General features: G+C 73.9%; 12 protein-coding genes and 1 pseudogene. 7 read left to right on the plus strand and 6 right to left on the minus strand.

The window, feature by feature from the left end; genetic code table 11:
- Positions 1 to 8: 8 nt before the first annotated feature.
- The 3 genes from serC to FZ103_RS23100 all read left to right on the plus strand — a co-directional run bounded on the left by serC (position 9) and on the right by FZ103_RS23100 (position 3,256).
- A complete protein-coding gene (serC, locus tag FZ103_RS23090; RefSeq protein WP_156004120.1) occupies positions 9 to 1,139 on the plus strand; it encodes a phosphoserine transaminase in 1,131 nt (376 codons plus the stop codon).
- Positions 1,140 to 1,313: 174 nt separating this feature from the next.
- Positions 1,314 to 2,309, plus strand: a complete 996-nt coding sequence (locus FZ103_RS23095; protein ID WP_186356744.1) for a glycerophosphodiester phosphodiesterase family protein — start codon at positions 1,314 to 1,316, stop codon at positions 2,307 to 2,309.
- Positions 2,306 to 3,256 carry an aminoglycoside phosphotransferase family protein gene (locus FZ103_RS23100; protein ID WP_156004124.1) on the plus strand — a complete coding sequence of 317 codons (951 nt, stop codon included), beginning with the start codon at positions 2,306 to 2,308 and terminating at the stop codon, positions 3,254 to 3,256. The genes FZ103_RS23095 and FZ103_RS23100 overlap by 4 nt, the downstream gene beginning before the upstream one ends.
- A 220-nt stretch (positions 3,257 to 3,476) precedes the next feature.
- On the opposite strand, the gene FZ103_RS23105 is transcribed toward FZ103_RS23100, so the two are convergent.
- On the minus strand, positions 3,477 to 4,550 hold the full coding sequence (locus FZ103_RS23105) for a hypothetical protein (RefSeq protein WP_156004126.1): 1,074 nt from the start codon (positions 4,548 to 4,550) through the stop codon (positions 3,477 to 3,479).
- A gap of 99 nt (positions 4,551 to 4,649) precedes the next feature.
- Between FZ103_RS23105 and FZ103_RS23110 the strand changes: the two genes are divergently transcribed.
- A complete protein-coding gene (locus FZ103_RS23110) occupies positions 4,650 to 5,375 on the plus strand; it encodes a 3-keto-5-aminohexanoate cleavage protein (RefSeq protein WP_156004128.1) in 726 nt (241 codons plus the stop codon).
- Between the two features lie 795 nt (positions 5,376 to 6,170).
- Here FZ103_RS23110 and thpR read toward each other — a convergent pair.
- From thpR to FZ103_RS23130, 4 genes are all read right to left on the minus strand, one after another.
- The gene (gene thpR, locus FZ103_RS23115) at positions 6,171 to 6,791 is read right to left on the minus strand and encodes an RNA 2',3'-cyclic phosphodiesterase (RefSeq protein ID WP_156004130.1); all 621 of its coding nucleotides are present in this window, start codon (positions 6,789 to 6,791) and stop codon (positions 6,171 to 6,173) included.
- 128 nt (positions 6,792 to 6,919) lie between these two features.
- A complete protein-coding gene (locus FZ103_RS23120; protein WP_156004205.1) occupies positions 6,920 to 8,206 on the minus strand; it encodes an MFS transporter in 1,287 nt (428 codons plus the stop codon).
- 206 nt (positions 8,207 to 8,412) lie between these two features.
- The gene (locus FZ103_RS23125; RefSeq protein ID WP_156004132.1) at positions 8,413 to 8,862 is read right to left on the minus strand and encodes a MarR family winged helix-turn-helix transcriptional regulator; all 450 of its coding nucleotides are present in this window, start codon (positions 8,860 to 8,862) and stop codon (positions 8,413 to 8,415) included.
- Positions 8,863 to 9,209: 347 nt separating this feature from the next.
- Positions 9,210 to 10,706, minus strand: a complete 1,497-nt coding sequence (locus FZ103_RS23130) for an NCS2 family permease (RefSeq protein WP_394350132.1) — start codon at positions 10,704 to 10,706, stop codon at positions 9,210 to 9,212.
- Between the two features lie 209 nt (positions 10,707 to 10,915).
- Here FZ103_RS23130 and FZ103_RS25765 point away from each other — a divergent pair.
- Positions 10,916 to 11,134 (plus strand): annotated as a pseudogene (locus FZ103_RS25765) (DUF2530 domain-containing protein); the annotation flags it as partial.
- A gap of 307 nt (positions 11,135 to 11,441) precedes the next feature.
- The gene (locus FZ103_RS23140; RefSeq protein WP_186356746.1) at positions 11,442 to 12,926 is read left to right on the plus strand and encodes a methyltransferase; all 1,485 of its coding nucleotides are present in this window, start codon (positions 11,442 to 11,444) and stop codon (positions 12,924 to 12,926) included.
- 19 nt (positions 12,927 to 12,945) lie between these two features.
- Here FZ103_RS23140 and FZ103_RS23145 read toward each other — a convergent pair whose 3' ends face one another.
- Positions 12,946 to 16,059: a sacsin N-terminal ATP-binding-like domain-containing protein gene (locus FZ103_RS23145; protein ID WP_156004136.1), complete on the minus strand. Its 3,114-nt coding sequence runs from the start codon at positions 16,057 to 16,059 to the stop codon at positions 12,946 to 12,948.
- A gap of 366 nt (positions 16,060 to 16,425) precedes the next feature.
- Here FZ103_RS23145 and FZ103_RS23150 point away from each other — a divergent pair, with 366 nt between their 5' ends.
- The gene (locus tag FZ103_RS23150) at positions 16,426 to 17,391 is read left to right on the plus strand and encodes an IS481 family transposase (RefSeq protein WP_186356747.1); all 966 of its coding nucleotides are present in this window, start codon (positions 16,426 to 16,428) and stop codon (positions 17,389 to 17,391) included.
- Positions 17,392 to 17,683: the final 292 nt, after the last annotated feature.

Below are 17,683 nucleotides of genomic sequence, written 5' to 3' on the forward strand. Positions count from 1 at the left end.
CCACTACCCTGGCGCAGGTGACCGACATTCAGATTCCCGCGAACCTGCTGCCCAGCGACGGCCGCTTCGGCTGCGGTCCGTCGAAGGTCCGACCCGAGCAACTGTCCTCCCTCGCGTCGTCCGGCGCCGGCTACATGGGGACCTCGCACCGGCAGAAGCCGGTCAAGTCCTTGGTGGCGCGGGTGCGATCCGGTCTGTCGCAGCTTTTCGACCTGCCCGAGGGCTACGAGGTGGTCCTCGGCAACGGCGGCACCACCGCCTTCTGGGACATCGCCGCCCACGGACTGCTGCGCCGCAAGTCCCAGCACCTGTCCTTCGGCGAGTTCTCCTCGAAGTTCGTCAAGGTGGCCAAGGGCGCCCCGTGGCTCGACGAGCCGAGCGTCATCAGCACCGACCCCGGCACCCACGGCGAGCCCGTCGCCGAGGACGGCGTCGACGCCTATGCGCTGACGCACAACGAGACCTCCACCGGCGTGGCCATGCCCATCCGCCGGGTGCCCGGCGCCGCCGAGGACGCGCTGGTGATGGTCGACGCCACCAGCGGGGCCGGCGGCCTGCCGGTCGACATCTCCGAGACCGACGTCTACTACTTCGCCCCGCAGAAGTGCTTCGCCTCCGACGGCGGGCTGTGGGTGGCGATCATGTCGCCCAAGGCGCTGGCCCGCGTCACCGAGATCGCCGAGGGCGGGCGCTACATCCCCGAGTTCTTCTCCCTGACCACCGCCGTCGACAACTCCCGCAAGGACCAGACCTACAACACGCCCGCCGTGGCCACGCTGATGCTGCTCGCCGAGCAGGTCGAGTGGATGAACGAGCGGGGCGGCCTGGACTGGACCGTCGCCCGCACCGCGGAGTCCTCGTCGGTGCTGTACTCCTGGGCGGAGAAGGTCGACTACGCCTCCCCCTTCGTGGCCGAGCCCGCGCAGCGCTCCCAGGTGGTGGGCACGATCGACTTCGCCGACAGCGTCGACGCCGCCGCCGTGGCCGCCACCCTGCGGGCCAACGGGATCGTCGACACCGAGCCCTACCGCAAGCTGGGCCGCAACCAGCTGCGCATCGGCATGTTCCCGGCGGTGGAGCCCGACGACGTGCGGGCGCTCACCGAGTGCATCGAGCACGTCGTGGGCAAGCTGGCCTAAGCGGCGACCGGCGCGCGCCGGTCCGCACGTGCGCCCTGCGGCGCGGGTGCGGCCGGTTCGCGCGATCGGACGCGACACGGTACACCTGATGGCCTGCCCGGACGCGGCGTCCGGGCAGGCCATCACTTGCGAGCGGGTGCCGCGGCGGCGCGGCGATCGAGAACGGATGCGGCTGTGCGCAGAAACAAGCAGGAGCCCGAGCTCAAGATCATCTCGCATCGGGGCGCGTCCGGGCACCGCCCCGAGCACACGCTGGCCTCCTATGAGCTGGGAGCCCGCGTGGGCGGCGACTTCATGGAGATCGACCTGGTCGCCACGGCCGACGGCGTGCTGGTGGCCCGGCACGAGGCCGAGATCGGCGGCACGACCGACGTCGCCGACCGGCCCGAGTTCGCCGACCGCCGCACCACCCGCACCGTCGACGGCCGGGAGTACACCGGCTGGTTCGCCCACGACTTCACCCTCGACGAGCTGAAGGCACTGCGCGCCACCGAGCGCATCCCCGACATCCGCCCGGACAACGCGGCGCACGACGGCGCCTACGAGATCCCCACGCTCCAGGAGATCATCGACCTGGCCAAGCGGATGACCAAGGAACTGGGCCGGCGCATCGGGGTCTACCCCGAGACCAAGCACCCGGCCTACCACTCCGGCCTGGGCCTGGACCTGGAGCCGCCCCTGCTGGCCGCGCTGCTGGACAACGGGCTGGCCGGGCCCGAGCCCGAGCTTCCGGTGTTCCTGCAGTCCTTCGAGAGCGACAGCCTGCGCAAGCTCGCCGACGCGGGCGTGCCCCGCGTCTTCCTGCTGGGCACCGAGGAGCACTGGCGGCCCTTCCTCACCCCCGATGGGCTGGCGCAGGTCGCGGAGTTCGCCGAGGCCATCGGCCCGGCCAAGGACCTGGTGGTCCCCCGCGACGACGAGGGCAACCTCGGTGAGCCCACCTCGCTGGTCGGCGACGCCCACGCGGCCGGCCTGCTCGTCCACCCCTGGACCTTCCGCAGCGAGAACCGCTTCCTGCCGACCGATCTGCGCAGCGGGGGCGGCCCCGGCGACTTCGGCGGGTTCGCCGCCGAGTACGAGGCGTTCTTCGCCGCCGGGGTCGACGGCGTGTTCACCGACCACTCGCGCCACGCCTTCCTGGCCCGCGAGATCTACCTGGAAGAGGCATGAGGAGCATTCGCCACGGCGACGCGGCGCCCGAGCCGCTGCCCGCACCCGTCGCGCGCAACGTCGAGGCGCTCAACGGCGGGCGGGAGTGGCTGGAGTCGCTGCCGGACACGCTCGCCGCGCTGCAGGATGCCTGGGACCTGGAGCTGGAGTCCCCGTTCAAGGGCGGCAGCTGCTCCTGGGCGGCTCCGGCGCGCACCGCGTCCGGCGAGCACGCCGTGCTCAAGGTCTCCTTCCCCCACCGCGAGGCCCGCGGCGAGGCCGAGGCGCTGCGGTTCTGGGACGGCGCGGGGACCGTGCGGCTGCTGCGCTCCACCCCCGACGGGTTCGGGCTGCTGCTCGAGGCCTGCGAGCCGGGCGGCGCCCTGCGCGACGCGGCCGGCGAGCCCGAGGACCTGCTCACCGCGGGGCTGGAGGTGCTGGCGCGGCTGTGGAGCAGGGAGCCGGCGCCGGGCATGGACCTGGAGCCCCTGCAGGAGGTCACCGACGACTGGTCGGGGCTGGTCGCCCAGCGCTGGCCCCGGCTGCGCCCCGGCGCCGATGCGCACCTGGTGCGCACCGCGGTGGACCTGCTGGGCTCGCTGCCGCGCACGGCGAAGCGGAGCGTGGTGCTGCACGGCGACATCAACCCGGGCAACATCCTCGCCGCCCGGCGCGCCCCGTGGCTGGCCATCGACCCCAAGCCCATGGTCGGCGATCCCGGCTACGACGTGTGGCCGCTGATCATGCAGGTCGATCCCCCGCTGCGGTTGATCGACCCGCGCCCGGCGCTGCGCCGCCGCTTCGGCCTCGCCGCCGAGATCCTCGGCGAGCCCGCCGACCGGCTGACGGCCTGGTCGATGGCGCGGGCGGTGGAGTCGGCGTTCGACCGCTTCAACATCGGCGACGGCCCGGCGGGCGACGCCGAGCTCGCCCAGGCCGCCGTGCTCGCCGACGTGGCCGGGCTGTAAGCCGACCCGGCGCGGGCGCGGCTTTCGGCCGTTGCGGGCGGTTGTGGGCGGTTGTGGGCGGAACAGCGATACGCGGCGCGTGCGCAGCCTTTCACCCCGCATACCCACACCACCGACATAGCCCCTACGCTGCATAAACTCACCCCTGGACAGAGTTATCCACAGGAACGGCGAATTCTTGTGGACAACAGCCGTGAAGACTGTGGAAAACGTCGGCGGCTCAGCTGCGGCGGGCCAGCAGCGCGATGCCGGCGATCACCACCGCGGCCAGGCCCGCCCCGGTCCAGATCAGCACCGCCGCTCCGGTCCCCGACTCGCCGCCGGCCCCGCCCGACGCTGCGCCGCCCGAGCCGGCGGCGCCTTCGCCGTCGCCGGGCGTCGCCTCGGGCGCGCCGGACCCGCCGGTCGCGTGCCCCGGGTCGAGCGGCATGCTCCAGACCGGGCTGCCCGGCCCCTCGGTGCCCGCGAGCAGGGAGCGCCCGTCGTGGGAGAAGGCCAGCGACTCGCCCTGGTCGGACTCCGGCAGCGGCACCCGCTCGACGATGCGGCCGCGCACCCCCTGCGAGGCGTCGTAGACCGTCGCCGCCCAGTACGTGCGCACGGCGTAGTAGGCGCCGTCAGGCGAGAACGCGGCACCGGTGGCGTACAGCGGGGCGGAGTCCACGCGCGTGAGGGTGTTGGCCTGCTCGGGGTCGAGCCGCTCGGGCGCCGCGTAGACGCCGGCGGCGACCTCCTTGCTGACGATGTAGACGCGGCCGTCGCGGGGGTCGACCATCATCGCTTCGGCGTCGCGGCCGCCGTCCTCGTAGACGAAGGTGAACGTGGCGGCCCGCACCGTCGTGTCGGAGAGGTCGCGCGGCTCGGGGAAGCGGTAGACGCGGATGCTGGGCCAGCCGCCCTGGAAATTGTCGCCGATGTCGCCGACGTAGACGGCGGGCTCGCCGCCTTCGCCCGGGCCGAGTGCGATCGCCTCCCAGTCGCGCGCCTGAACTCCGGCGCCGGCGAGTGTGACGGTGGCCACGGTCCGGCCCTGCTCGTCGACGGCGTAGATCTGCGGCCCGTAGGAGCCGCTGTCGTTGTGGGTCCAGTAGACGCCGTCGTGCCGGCGGGACGCGGCCAGGCCGCTCGACTCCTGGATGCGCTCGTCGGTGATCCGGAAGCGGGGTTCGGCGGACGCGGGAGTGCCGGCGCCGCCCGAGAGGGATGCCGCGGGACCGGGCGCGGCGGCTCGGGCCCAAGCCGCGGGGAGCACCGCGAGCGCGAACGCGACCGCGAGCGCGGCGCTTCTCCTCATGTGCGCAATCCTGCCATCCTCGGCGCTGCTGCGTGGCTTGCGACCCCCGCTCGGTGGGCATGCTCCGCTTACACACGCGCTTGAGCGGAAGGATGCCAGATGCGGATCGTCGCCTGCCTCAACGGGGACCGCCGGCCCGGGGCGCATCCCGCGCTGCCCGTGTCGCCCGAGCAGATCGTCGGCGACGCTCGCTCAGCGGTCGACGCGGGAGCCGACGAGGTGCACATCCACCCGCGCGACGGCGCGGGCGCGGAGTCGCTGGAGCCGCAGGTGGTCTCGCCGCTGCTGCAGCTGCTGCGCAGCGAACTCCCCGGCGTGGCCGTGAGCCTCACCACCGCCCTTTCGGCCGAACCCGATCCCGTGCGCCGCTACGACCTGGTCCAGCGCTGGAGCGCGCTGCCCGACTCGGCTTCGGTCAACCTGCACGAGCCCGGGTCGGTCGAGGTCGCCCGGCTGCTGATCGACCGCAGAGTCGACGTGGAGGCCGGCGTATGGAGCGTCGAGGCCGCCCGCATCCTGGTCGCCTCCGGCCTGGCGGGCGACTTCGCCCGCGTGCTCGTGGAGCCGACGCAGGCCACAACCGAGGAGGCGCTGGCCAACGCCTCGGCCATCGACCGCGTCCTCGACCGGGCCGGCCTGGAGATCCCCCGCCTCCTGCACGGCCGCGACGCCACCGCCTGGCCGATCCTGGACACCGCCGTGGCCGCGGGCCGCGACGTGCGCATCGGCCTGGAGGACACCCTGCGCGACCCGGAGAACCGCGAAGCCGAGGACAACGCGGCCCTGGTCGCGGCGGCCACCGCCCGGACGTCGGCGGCGGCGTAAGCCGCATTCAGGAAGCCGACTGCCACCGGGGTTGCGCCAATGGGCGCGGTTCGTGTAGCGCGGTCCGCCCGCCGCCCCCCTACGGACGCGCTTCGCGGCACTTGTTTGCTTGCGCGGAACGCACGCTGAACTTGTCGGGCGGAGCCGCAGCACCGGTGGCGGGGCTCCAGTGCAGAAGTGCACTGTGCGCTCGGCGGCAAGCTGGCGTCAGCGCTTCGCGCATCCCAGCCCCATTGCCGCAACCTGTGGTGACCGACTCCCTAAACAGGACGCAGCGGCAGTCACGGGCGGCGGGCAGACAAGGACGTGGCGCGCAGCGCCTCCGTTAGGGGCGGTGGCGGGTGACGGGCACGATGAACTCGCGGCGCGTCAGCGCCTCCGTTAGGGGCGGTGGCGGGTGACGGGCACGATGAACTCGCGGCGCGTCAGCGCCTCCGTTAGGGGCGGTGGCGGGTGACGGGCGGGAGTCGCACACCCCAGCCCCATTTCCGCACGTCAGTGGTAGCTGACCCCGTGGTCCCGGCGGGTGCCTGACGAGCGGTGCGCCGCGCCCTACGACACGACGGCGCCGATGACGACGATCAGCACGATGGCCGCGAGCACCGTCGGCAGCAGCCAGCGCTGCTTGCGGTTGTTGGTGAGCATGCTCATCGTCGTCCGGCCTTACTCGCGTCCTGGATGTCGCGGGGTGGGGCGTCCGGCCGCGGTCCCTGGCGGGCTCCGCCGGGCCGGTGCCGCGTCGGCGCGCCCGAGTCCTCTCCCCGAGAGGCTTCGGCGGTTGCGCGCGGGGCGATATCAGCCTAACGGCCAGGTGGCCAGGGTCTGGTAACGGGGCCTTCCCGACGCGTGGCTGCGGACGAGGTGGGCCTCGTCGACGGTCCAGAACGGTGTGGCCAGTGCGTTCAGGCCGTAGCGCAGCGCCGTCATGTCGGTGGGCGGCCGGCTGCTCGCCAGTGTCAGGTGCGGCACGAACGCGCGCCGGTCGAGGCGGACGCCGGCCTTGCGCGCCACCTTGCGCAGCCCGTCGGCGAGCGCGATCACGCCCTCGACGTCGCCCTCCAACCCGGCCCACAGCACCGACGCCTGCGCGGTGTCGCCGGGGAACGTACCCCCGCCGCGCACGGCGACCGAAGGGCGCGGGTGCCGCGCGACCTCGGCGGCCAGCCTCCGCTGCAGCGACGGCAGCCCTGTCTCGGCGACCTCGCCCAGGAACAGCAGTGTGAAGTGCCACTCCTCGCGCTCGCGCCACCTCAGGCGCCTGCCCATCCGCAGCTGCGTGCGGGGCTCGCCTGAGGGGTCCTCCTGCACCACGCCGCGGGCGACGGCGAGGCGCTCGGCGGCGCCGAGCGCCTCCGCCGAGCGCGCCACCTCGTCCAGGACCTCTTTGGGCGGGTATACCGCGACGAAGAGCCTCATGCACCACCCCGCATCGTCTCGCTCCCGATGACCGTGCGTGTCGAGCATGCCACCGGCCGGGGGCGGTGGATAGGGCTTTCGGCCGCGGAATCCGCACCCGCCGTACCCACCGGCTCCACCGCGCGGCCTCAGCCGGTGCCGTGGGCGGTCCCGGCCGCCTGCGCGCGCTCCGGCCGCGGCGAGACGCGCACGAACGGGCGCCGCAGCGGCGACAGCCGGATGCGCACCCGCAGGTGGCGGGCCAGCAGCACGGCCACCGCGGCGACCACGAGCACGCTCACCGCACCGCCCGTCGCCAGGCTGGCACGCGGGCCGAACGCGTCGGCGATGACTCCGACGATCGGCGCACCGATCGGGGCGACACCGAGGAACACCAGCATGTAGATGCTCATCACCCGGCCCCGCATCTGCGGGTCCACACTGAGCTGGAAGGTGGCGTTGAGCGAGGTGGTGAAGGTCATGAACGCGACGCCCATGGCCACCAGCACGGCCACGAAGGCCGCATAGCCCGGGGCCAGGGCCGACACCCCCTGCAGCACGCCGAAGGCGAGCGCGCCGCTGAGCACCAGGCGCAGCCGCGGACGCTCGCGGCGGGCGGCCAGCAGCGCTCCGGCGAGGGCGCCGACGGCCAGAGCGGTGGCGGCCGTGCCGAACGCGGCCGCGCCCGTCTGGAAGACGTTGTTGGCCATCAGCGCGATCTGGTTCTGCACGTTCGCGCCGAACATCTGCACGAAGATCGTCATCACCAGCAGCAGGACCAGGTCGGGGCGGGCCAGCACGTAGCGCACGCCCTCCATGGTCTGGCCCTTGGTGCGCGGTGCGGGCTCGGTGACCTGGAGCTCGGAGGGCCGCATCAGCCACAGGCCGCCCAGCACGGCCAGGAAGGAGGCGGCGTTGATCAGGAAGACGGGCCCGCTGCCGATCGCCGCGATCAGCAGCCCGGCCACAGCGGGGCCGGCGACCCGGCCGAACTGGAAGCTGGCACTGTTCAGAGCGACGGCGTTGGGCAGTTCGCGGTCGCCGACCATCTCCACGACGAAGGTCTGGCGCGCGGGGTTGTCCACCACGGTGACCAGGCCCAGCGCGAAGGCGAAGACGTAGACGTGCCACACCTCGGCGAGACCGGCGGCGGCCAGCACGCCCAGTCCGGCGGCGAGGACGCCCATCGCGGCCTGGGTGGCGATCAGCAGCCGGCGCTTGGCCAGCCGGTCGACGATCGTGCCGCCCCACAGCCCGAACAGCAGCATAGGCAGGAACTGCAGTGCCGTGGCCAGTCCCAGGGCGAGGCCGCTTCCGCCGCTGAGCTGGAGCACCAGCCAGTCCTGGGCCACGCGCTGCATCCAGGTGCCGGAGTTGGAGACGACCTGCCCGGCGGCGAAGAGGCGGTAGTTGCGGATGGCCAGCGAGCGGAACATGCCGCTGCGCGCTGCGGAGCGGGGCCGCGGCCGCTCGGCACGCGGCTCGGCAGCGGGCGCGGACTCCGCGTCCCCCTGCGACCGGTCGTCGGACTCCTCCCGCGGCTCGCGCTCGCTCATGGCCTGCCGGGACGCGGTGCCGCCGGCTGCCGCGCCCGTTCCCCCCTGGTCTGCTCTACGGCTCGGCGGCTGGGGATCGGGCGGGTCTAGGACTGGGTCAGCCGGTCCAGGATCTCCGCCGCGCGGCGCAACGTGTCCTTCTCCTCGGGGCTCAGCTCCTTGAGGCGCTGGGCCAGCCACGCCTCGCGGCGCCGCTGGTCGACCCGCACCAGCTCCCGGCCCTCCTCGGTGAGGGCCACCAGCTGCCTGCGCTGGTCCTGGGGGTGCTTGGTGCGCCGCACCAGCCCCCGCTCCTCCAGTGCCGCCACGATGCGCGTCATCGACGGCGGCTGGACCTTCTCGTGGTCGGCGAGCTCGCCGGGAGTCATCTCCCCGTGGCGCGCGAGGGTGAACAGTGCCGCGCCCTGCCCCAGCGACAGGGACGCGTCGAGCCGCTGCGCTCGCAGCCTCCGGGCCAACCTGCCCACGGTCACGCGCAGCACCGCCGCCAGCCCGGCGTCGGTCCTGGTCTGTTGGGACAGCGGAGACTTCTTCATTAGCACAACTCATTACCTTTGCTAACGATACAACGCGCCGGCAGCATTCCCCGCCTGTCTGGAAGACCAGACTGTGTCGGGTTTTTTCGCGGGTGTGCGGGCCGCTTTGAGGCGCCGTCTTCCCTCCTCGCTCTGTCGCTCGTTCCTCGCTCCCTCGCTCGTCAGTCCAGACGGCGCCGCGCCCCGCACACCCGCTGCCTAGTCGGGCTGTTTTCGCGGGCGTGCGGGGCGCGGCCTGACCATGAGGCCAGCCCCATGCGTCTCCGCCGCCCGGATCCCGCCCGTACGCGGCGGCTGCGGGCACCGCGGCCGCGCTCGCCGATGCCCGCAGCTTAGCCGCGCGGGCGTCACAGCCCCAGCAGCTGCCTGATCGGCCCCAGGGCGAAGTTCACGGCGAAGGCGCCCGCCACGATCCACAGCAGGGGGTGGATCTCGCGGAACCGGCCCTGGGCCACCCTGATCACGGCGTAGCTGATGAAGCCGACGCCGATCCCGTTGGCGATGGAGTAGCTGAACGGCATCATCACGATGGTCAAGAACGCCGGGATGCCGATGGAGTAGTCGCTGAACGGGATCCTGGTGATCTGGGTCACCATCATGAACCCGACGATGATGAGCACCGGGGTGGCCGCCTCGAACGGCACCAGCTCGACCAGCGGCGAGAACAGCGTGGCCACCAGGAACAGCGCCCCGGTGACGACGGGTGCGAGCCCGGTGCGCGCCCCCTCGCCGACACCGGCCGCGGACTCGGCGAAGACGGTGTTGACCGACGACGGCGCGGCACCGCCGGCGATCGTGCCCAGCGAGTCGACGATCAGCACCTCGCGGGCGCGCGGGACGTTGCCCCGCTCGTCGAGCAGGCCCGCCTGCCCGGCCACACCGACCATGGTGCCCATCGTGTCGAAGAAGTCGGCCAGCAGCAGCGTGAAGATCAGCAGAATGACCGCGATCGTCCCCGCGTTGGCGAAGCTGCCGAACAGGTTGAACTGCCCGATCAGGCTGAAGTCGGGCAGGGAGACGATGTCGCCCAACGAGGTCGGCAGGGACGGCACGGTCAGCGACCAGCCCTCGGGGTTGACCGGCCCCTGGCCGTCGTCCATGGGCCCCACCTGCGCGAACGTCTCGATGACGATCGCCACGACCGTGGCCACGGCGATGCCGATCAGCATCGCGCCGCGCACCCGGTTCACGATGAGCGCGATGGTCAGGATCAGGCCGATGACGAAGACGAGGATGGGCCAGCCCGACAGCGATCCGTTGCCCAACTGCACCGGGACCGTGGTGTCGGCGGCGTCGGGGATGCGGCGGATGAATCCGGCGTTGACGAAGCCCACGAGCGTCAGGAACATGCCCACGCCCACCGCGATGGCGCTCTTGAGCTCGGGCGGGATGGCCCGGAAGACGGCGGTGCGGAACCCGGTCAGCACCAGCAGCAGCAGGACGAGACCCTCGAGGATGATCACGCCCATCGCGTCGGCCCAGGTCATCTGCGGCGCGAGCGAGTAGGCGACGATGACGTTGAGCCCCATGCCCGCGGCGATCGCGAACGGGTAGCGGCTGACGACGCCCATCAGGATGGTGATCACACCGCCGACCAGCGCCGTGGTCGCCGCGACACGGGTGATGCCGAGGGTGTCGCCGTTCATGTCCTCGGCGGTGCCGATGATCAGCGGGTTGAGGACGATGATGTAGGCCATGGCGAAGAACGTCGCCAGGCCGCCGCGGATCTCCCGGGGGAACGTCGATCCGCGCTCGCGGATGTGGAAGTAGCGGTCGAGCCGGCCCGCTAGGCCGCTCGGGCGCTGGGCGATCCGGTCCTCATCGGGCTGTGGCGTTGGGTTCACGTTGCTCGACCCTGGCAGACGGGAATCAAGGTACGAGCTCAGCCTAGTTGCAGCTTCGCACAAAACGGCACAGCGTTCTCCGCACGGTGTTAGGCGGATCATACGAACGCCGCCGCGCGGCGGCAAGCCCCCGCTCTGTCCCTCGGCCCCGCCGCCGGCCGCACAGCGCGGCAGCGGGCCCGCACGCGCCCATCGATTAGCCTGAGGGCGTGCGCCAGCCCCGCAAGCCCGATCCCGAGGTCATGGAGAGCGACTACCGCATCCCCACGGCCCTGGGCACGGCGGCCTGGACCGCGGCGCTGGTCGTCCTGCTGGCGATGGGCGACCAACTGCCCGCGGAGGACCGCTGGTGGCGCTGGGTGTGCCTGACCGGGATCGCCTTCGGCGTGTTCGGCTACGTCTACATCCCCCGGCACCTGCGCAGCCGCGAAAAGAGCGGTGGGGACCACCCCGCCGAGGCCGGCGAGGGCACCGGCCGACCGGACGCGCAGCACGCCTCCGCGGCCGGCGCCGAACCCCCCGCCCAGCGCAGCACCCCCTCCGCCGGCGACGAGTCGGCCGCCGCGCCGACCGGTGATTCCGCGGACGACCGCGACCGCCTCCCCGCGCCCGGCGACTCCGGCGGCGACCGGGCGTGAGCCGGCGCCGGACGCGCGCGCCGCCGGCCGCACGACCCGCCGCGGCCCCTGCGGCCGAACGCACGAGCCACAGGCGGCACTCCTTGATAATGGGCGCGTGTCTGAATCGTTTCGCCCGTTTCCGCACGCACTCGCCGACCGGCTCCGCAAGACGCTGCTGGACGCCGACTACACCGTCTCCGGCGTGCGCGACCGGCTCGGCGACATGGCTTCGCGCGCGCTGGCGCGCGAGCAGTTGACTCCCGCCCTGCGCGCCACGGGCGGCGAGGAGCGGCTGGGGGTGCTGCTGCGCCTGTGGTGGCTGCAGGAACCCGTGGCCGAGTCCGCCGCGCGCGCCGTGCTGCCGATCGACGACCTGGCCGACGCCGGCCTGGTCGCCGCGGGTGCGGACGGCGTGCGCGCGCTGGTGCACCTGGCGCCCTGGGAGATGGAGGAGGGCCGCCCCGGCTTCGTCGTCTCCGACCCCACCGTGCGCCCCGGGCAGGGCACCCCCCGGCCCGACCACGTCGTCGGCGCCGGCGGGGCTTCAGCCAACCTGTCCCGGCTGCTGGTCGACGGCCCCTTCGAGCGCGCGCTGGATGTGGGCACGGGCTGCGGCGTGCAGGCGCTGCACCTGGCCGCACGCGCCGCCGAGGTGACGGCCACCGACGTCAACCCGCGAGCGCTGCACCTGGCCGAGATCACCTGGGCGCTGTCGGACGTGCCCCACGTGCGCCCGCGCGAGGGTTCGCTTTACGAGCCCGTCGCGGGCGAGCGGTTCGACCTGATCGCGTGCAACCCCCCGTTCGTGATCACCCCCGATACCCGCTACACCTACCGGGAGTCCGGCCTGGCCGGCGACGCCGTCTGCGCCGAGCTGGTCCGCCGGGCGCCCGGCCACCTCACCGACGGCGGCTGGTGCCAGATCCTGGCCAACTGGCTGCACGTGGAGGGCGAGGACTGGCGGGACCGGGTCGGCGAATGGGTGGCCGGCACCGGCTGCTCGGGGTGGGTGGTCCAGCGCGACGTGCAGGACCCCGCCGAGTACGTCGAGCTGTGGCTGCGCGACTCCTGCGAGGCCGGCAGCCCCGAGTACACGCGGCGCTACGACGCCTGGCTGGACTACTTCGAGCGGGAGGCCGTCCAGGGGATCGGGTTCGGCTGGATCAGCCTGCGCAACGACGTCGCCCAGGACGCGGCCGTGCGCCTGGAGGAGCTGCGCCACGACGTCGAGCAGCCGGTGGGGCGCTACCTGCCCGAGGTCGTCGACGGCGCGATGACGGCCAACCGGCTCACCGACGCCGCGCTGCTCTCGGCGCACGTGGCGCTGGCGCCCGAGGTGGTCGAGGAGCGCATCGCGGTGCCCGGCGCGCCCGATCCCGAGCGCATCCTGCTGCGCCAGCGCGGCGGCCTGCGGCGGGTGGCCCAGGTCGGCACGATCGAGGCGGCGCTGGCCAGCGTGTGCGACGGCACCATGCCGGTGGGGCCGCTGCTGGATGCGATCGCCGAGCTCACCGACCGCGACCCGGGCGAGCTGCGCACCCAGACCCCCGGCGTGCTGCGCTCGCTGATCGCCGAGGGGTTCTTCCGCGTGGCCCGCTGACCGGCCGCAGGGCACCGGCTCAGTCCAGGTCGGCCTCCGCCAGCAGGGTCGGCAGCGCCCGCGGGTCGCGCAGCACCGCGGCGATGAGATGGCGGGCCTCCCAGCGGTCGGCGAGCCAGCACAGCGCGCGGGCCAGGCCGTCGGTGGTGGAGGCGTGCGCCGTCTGCCCGTCGCAGAACCACTCCACCTCCGTGCCGTCCACGGTCAGCTCCTCGTGGTGGACGTAGGTGAGGACACCGCCGGGCAGGAAGGCGCCGACCTCGTCGGGCACCGGAAGGACCTGGCCCGTGGTCTCGACCTCGGCGTCGATCTCCTCGCCGGCCAGCGCCAGATCCAGCACGTCGGCCAGCGCCGCGGCCGAGCGCGCCGGGGCCAGTACCGCCGGCCGGCCGCCCAGCAGCGGCAGCAGGTCGGGGCGGTCGACGACGACCGCGTCCTCGGCGTCGGCCAGCACGATGGCGCCGCCCTGCACGGCGCGCACCCGTTCGGGCGGAGTGACCCGATCGGGGTCGACGCCGGCCAGCGCGGTCCACAGCTCACGCAGGGCAGGGCGCTGGACGTGGCGGTCGGGATCAGCGATGCGCTCCAGCAGGTCGTCGGGGCCGTCGGTCTCGGCCAGCAGGCCGGCCAGGCTTGACCGGACGCCGAGCGCGGCCGCGAGGGAGCCGTCGATCCCACTCGGTGCGGGGTCGTAGAGTCCCGCGAGCACCGGGTCGGCGTCGGCGGTGCGCAGGTCGGTGGGGCGGCGCCCGTCGAGCACCGCTCCGGTGCGCAGCCACCAGGCGGTGTAGGAGGGGACGTCGGCGACCTGCCCGTGCTCGCCGAGGACGCGCGCGGGCGCGGTGACGGTCTCGCGCAGCCGCGGGCCCGACAGCAGCTCCATGGCCTGGGGCCAGCGGTCCTCGCGGACGAACTCCAGGTCGGCGACCGCGGCGAACTCGGTCACCACGGGCGGCAGGTCGGGACCGCCCAGCCGTTCGGCGACCTCCTCGGCCCATTCGTCCAGGCCGTCGAGCCCTTCCAGCCGGGTGCCGCTGCGGGCCTCCTCCAGCGCGGCGCCCAGGGTGAGGTCGGATGCGCGCACCACCGTGAAGGAGTCGAGCACCCCGACCGCGGCCAGGGCCTCCTCGCCGTAGCGCTCGACGAGGTCGGGGGCGACGACGCCGAAGGGGGCGTCGGCGACCAGGATGCCGCGCAGCGGGCTGCTGGGCAGCAGCAGCTCGCCCGCGACCGAGTAGCCGCCCTCGTCGTCGCGCAGCGCCAGCTCGGCCAGCCACGGGGCGTCCTCCACCGTGGTCCCGGCCAGCGCCACCAGGTCGAGCACCGGGCTCCAGACGGTGTCGGGGTCGTCGGCGTCCAGGGAGTTCTCCACGGCCGCGCGGGTCTGCGGGTCGGCGAGGACGGCGGCCGGACCCGCCTCGACGGCGCCCAGCCGCTCCAGGATCGGGTCGGCGGCCTCGGGGTGCACGATGCGCAGTCCCAGCGGGGCCAGCTGCGCGGCCGCGGCGCCGCCGAGGGTGTCGGCGGAGGGCACGAGCAGGCCCCGGGGCCCGCGCACCAGCCTGCCGTCCGCCAGCGGCACCGGCAGCGCTCCGAGGTCGCCCAGATCGGCGCCGTGCTGCCCGGCCTGGCGCAGGGCGGCGTAGAGCCGGGCCCACCAGGCGGGCTCGCGGTCGAGGTCGCCGAGCAGGTCGGCCAGCTCGGCCAGGCCCAGGCGGCGCACCCGCAACTGGGCCAGCGCGGGGTGGTAGGGATTCCAGTCGCCGGGCAGTGCGGTGCCGACCACCTCGGAGAGCACGGAGACGACCTCGGGGCCGCCGTCGAGCGCCACGGCGTCGCGCGGGCGCACCGGTTCGCCCCGAGCGGTCCGCAGGAACGGGGTGTCCAGCAGCGGTTTGGCGGCCGCGGAGCGGAAGCGCCCGTCGAACTCGCCGCGGCCCATCAGCGACAGCGGCACGAGGTCCAGCGCTGCGCGGGCGCCCACGGCGCACAGCAGCTCGCAGTAGGCGTCGGCGGCCTCGGCGATCAGCGCCTCGGCGGCCGGGCCCGCGGCGACGCGGCGGCGGTCGGGGCCCAGTGGGAAGGTGCCGATGAGCAGCGCCGGGAGTGCGAGCGCGTCGTCGGTGGGCGTGGGAGCGTGCACGACAGCGGCGACGTCGTCGGGCAGCGGGGCGGTGCCGCCGTCGGGGGTGACGGGGACCGCCCAGGTCAGCGACCAGTCCAGCCGGTCGCGCTCCTCGCTGGGCCGGTCGGACAGCTGCGCCGGGTCGAACCGGCCGGTGCGGGTGGCGGTGCGCCAGCGGACGGTGCGCGCTTGAGAGCCGCCGGCGGGCGGCGGGGTCTCGCCGTCCAAGGCCGCGCGCGGGCCGGTGTGCTCGACGCGGGTGACGACGTCCCCGTCGGGACCGGGCTCGCGGGTGAGCACCCGTTCTCCCCCGCCGGTGGCGACGCGGATCTCGGCGAGGTCCGGCAGCGCGAGCAGCAGCGCCGGGGTGGTGGCCTCCAGCAGCCGGTGCAGCCGGTCGGCGGCCTCGGCGTCGGGCAGCACCAGCCCGACCTCGGTGTCGTAGCCGTCGGCGGGGCGGTCGCCGGCGGCGAAGGGCAGCCGCAGCAGCGGCAGATGGCCGCTGCGCCGCTGCAGCTCCTCGGCGAGGCCGGGGGCACGGCCGCCGGCGAGTTCGGCGTCGAGCGCGGCGCGGGCGAGGTCGCGGCTCCAGCGCACGGCGCCCGTCGTGGAGGCGACGGTGATGTCGTCGCTGAAGGCGGCGACCGCGGAGAACCCCACGCCGAAGCGGCCGGTGGAGCCGGGGGCGCCCTCGTCGCGCTTGGCCGAGGCGCGCAGCGTGGACAGCGACTCCACGCCCCCTGCCGTCAGCGGGGCGCCGGTGTTGGCTGCGGCGAACCTCCGGCCGCTCAGCTCCAGCCGCAGCCGCCCCGGAACCCCGGCCCGCCGCGCGGCGTCGGCGGCGTTCTGGGCCAGTTCGACCACGACGCGGTCGCGGTAGGCGCCGAGCGCGTAGTCCTCCTCGGCGTTGGCGTCCTCACGGAACCGGGCGGGGGCGTCGGCCCAGCCGTCGAGGACACGCCGCCGCAGTTCGGCCGTGCCGAACGGGTCGGTGTGTGACTGGGGCATGGGGGCTCCTCCCGCATCGGTGCTGAACTACCGTACGCGAACGGATATCCATTCTCAGCCGGATAACGCGGGGCGCCGTCGCCGTCGGGGAGAGGGCGGCACACGGCATCGCCCGCACGCTCGGGCATGATCGCGTGCCGCCTACCCGGCCGAGAAGGGGACGAAAGCCCCGATGTCTGCGCGGCGAGCAGCGAGAGCGGTGCTGGGGCGCCGCGCAGTAGGACAGCGACCCACCAAACACGGCCTAGATGTGATGTCCCGGCACGTCGGTAACAGCCGACACGCCCCCGACAGCGGTTGAACAAGAAGAGGGCCTTCTGATCCCGGTGTGGATGACAAGTCTGCACCGATGCTCAGGAGGCCCTCGTGTGCCACCGTAACGCGCCACTGACCCCTACCGGCAGACTCCGCCTGGCCCGGTGCGTCGTCGAGGACGGCTACAGCCGCCGCGAGGCGGCCGAACGCTTCGGCGTCTCACCCAGGACCGCCCACAGATGGGCACGCCGCTACCGCGACGAGGGCGAGGCCGGCATGGGCGACCGCCCCAGCCGCCCCCACCACAGCCCGGCCCGCACCCCCGCGGCAACCGAACAGCAGGTGCTCGACCTGCGCCGCGAGCACCGCCTGGGGCCACTGCGGCTGGCCGCGCGCACCGGTATCGGGCCCGCCACCTGCCACCGCATCCTCACGCGCCGCGGCATGGCGCCGCTGGCGGCCTGCGACCGGGCCACCGGCGAGCCGGTGCGCCGCTACGAACGCGCCCGCCCCGGCGACCTGGTCCACATCGACGTCAAGAAACTCGGCCGCATCCCCGACAGCGGCGGCCACAAGGTACTGGGCCGGGCCGCCGGCCGCAGCAACAAAGACACCGACGGCCGCGGCCGGGGGTACCTGTTCCTACACACCGCCCTGGACGACCACTCCCGCCTGGCCTACACCGAGATCCTGACCGACGAGACCGCCCCCACCTGCGCCGGGTTCCTCCGCCGCGCCGTGGCGTGGTTCGCCCGGCGCGGCGTCACCGCCCGGCGGGTCCTGACCGACAACGCCTGGGCCTACACCAAGACCACCTGGCGCACCACGTGCCGACAGCTGGGCATTGGCCCGCGCTGGACCCGGCCCTGGCGGCCCCAGACCAACGGCAAGGTCGAACGCTTCCACCTGACCCTGCTCGAAGAATGGGCCTACCAGCGGCCCTACACCTGCGAAGCCCAGCGCCAGGCCGCATTCGGCGACTGGCTCGACTGGTACAACTATCATCGGCCCCACACCGGGATCGGCGGCCGCACTCCCGCCAGCCGCGTTACCAACCTCCCGGGACATCACACCTAGCCCGCCGCCGGCCGTCGGATCCCGCGGCCGCGCCGCCGGCGCCTCGGGCGTCCGCGGCGCGGCCGGGCCCGTGTCCCGCCGCCCCCCGGGGGGCGGGGCGCGGGCTTTCGCGCGTCCGGGCCGGTGAGGAGTCGTTGACCTGCGGGTAACCCTGCGGGGAACTGTGGTGAGGGCGTTTGCACTCGCATATGGAGAGTGCTAATAATGGTTTCGCTGGCACTCTGACACGAGGAGTGCTAAGCCCTGGTTCGAGGCGATGAGGCCGCGGACTCCGGCAGAGGGGTTGCCGGAC

The organism is Streptomonospora sp. PA3 (assembly GCF_009728995.1).
GTDB lineage: Bacteria > Actinomycetota > Actinomycetes > Streptosporangiales > Streptosporangiaceae > Streptomonospora.

Coding starts and splice junctions, on each gene's coding strand:
- FZ103_RS23100 (WP_156004124.1), top strand. CDS start 2,306: ATGAGGAGCATTCGCCACGGCGACGCGGCGCCCGAGCCGCTGCCCGCA.
- FZ103_RS23105 (WP_156004126.1), bottom strand. CDS start 4,550: ATGAGGAGAAGCGCCGCGCTCGCGGTCGCGTTCGCGCTCGCGGTGCTC.
- FZ103_RS23110 (WP_156004128.1), top strand. CDS start 4,650: ATGCGGATCGTCGCCTGCCTCAACGGGGACCGCCGGCCCGGGGCGCAT.
- thpR (WP_156004130.1), bottom strand. CDS start 6,791: ATGAGGCTCTTCGTCGCGGTATACCCGCCCAAAGAGGTCCTGGACGAG.
- FZ103_RS23120 (WP_156004205.1), bottom strand. CDS start 8,206: ATGTTCCGCTCGCTGGCCATCCGCAACTACCGCCTCTTCGCCGCCGGG.
- FZ103_RS23125 (WP_156004132.1), bottom strand. CDS start 8,862: ATGAAGAAGTCTCCGCTGTCCCAACAGACCAGGACCGACGCCGGGCTG.
- FZ103_RS23145 (WP_156004136.1), bottom strand. CDS start 16,059: ATGCCCCAGTCACACACCGACCCGTTCGGCACGGCCGAACTGCGGCGG.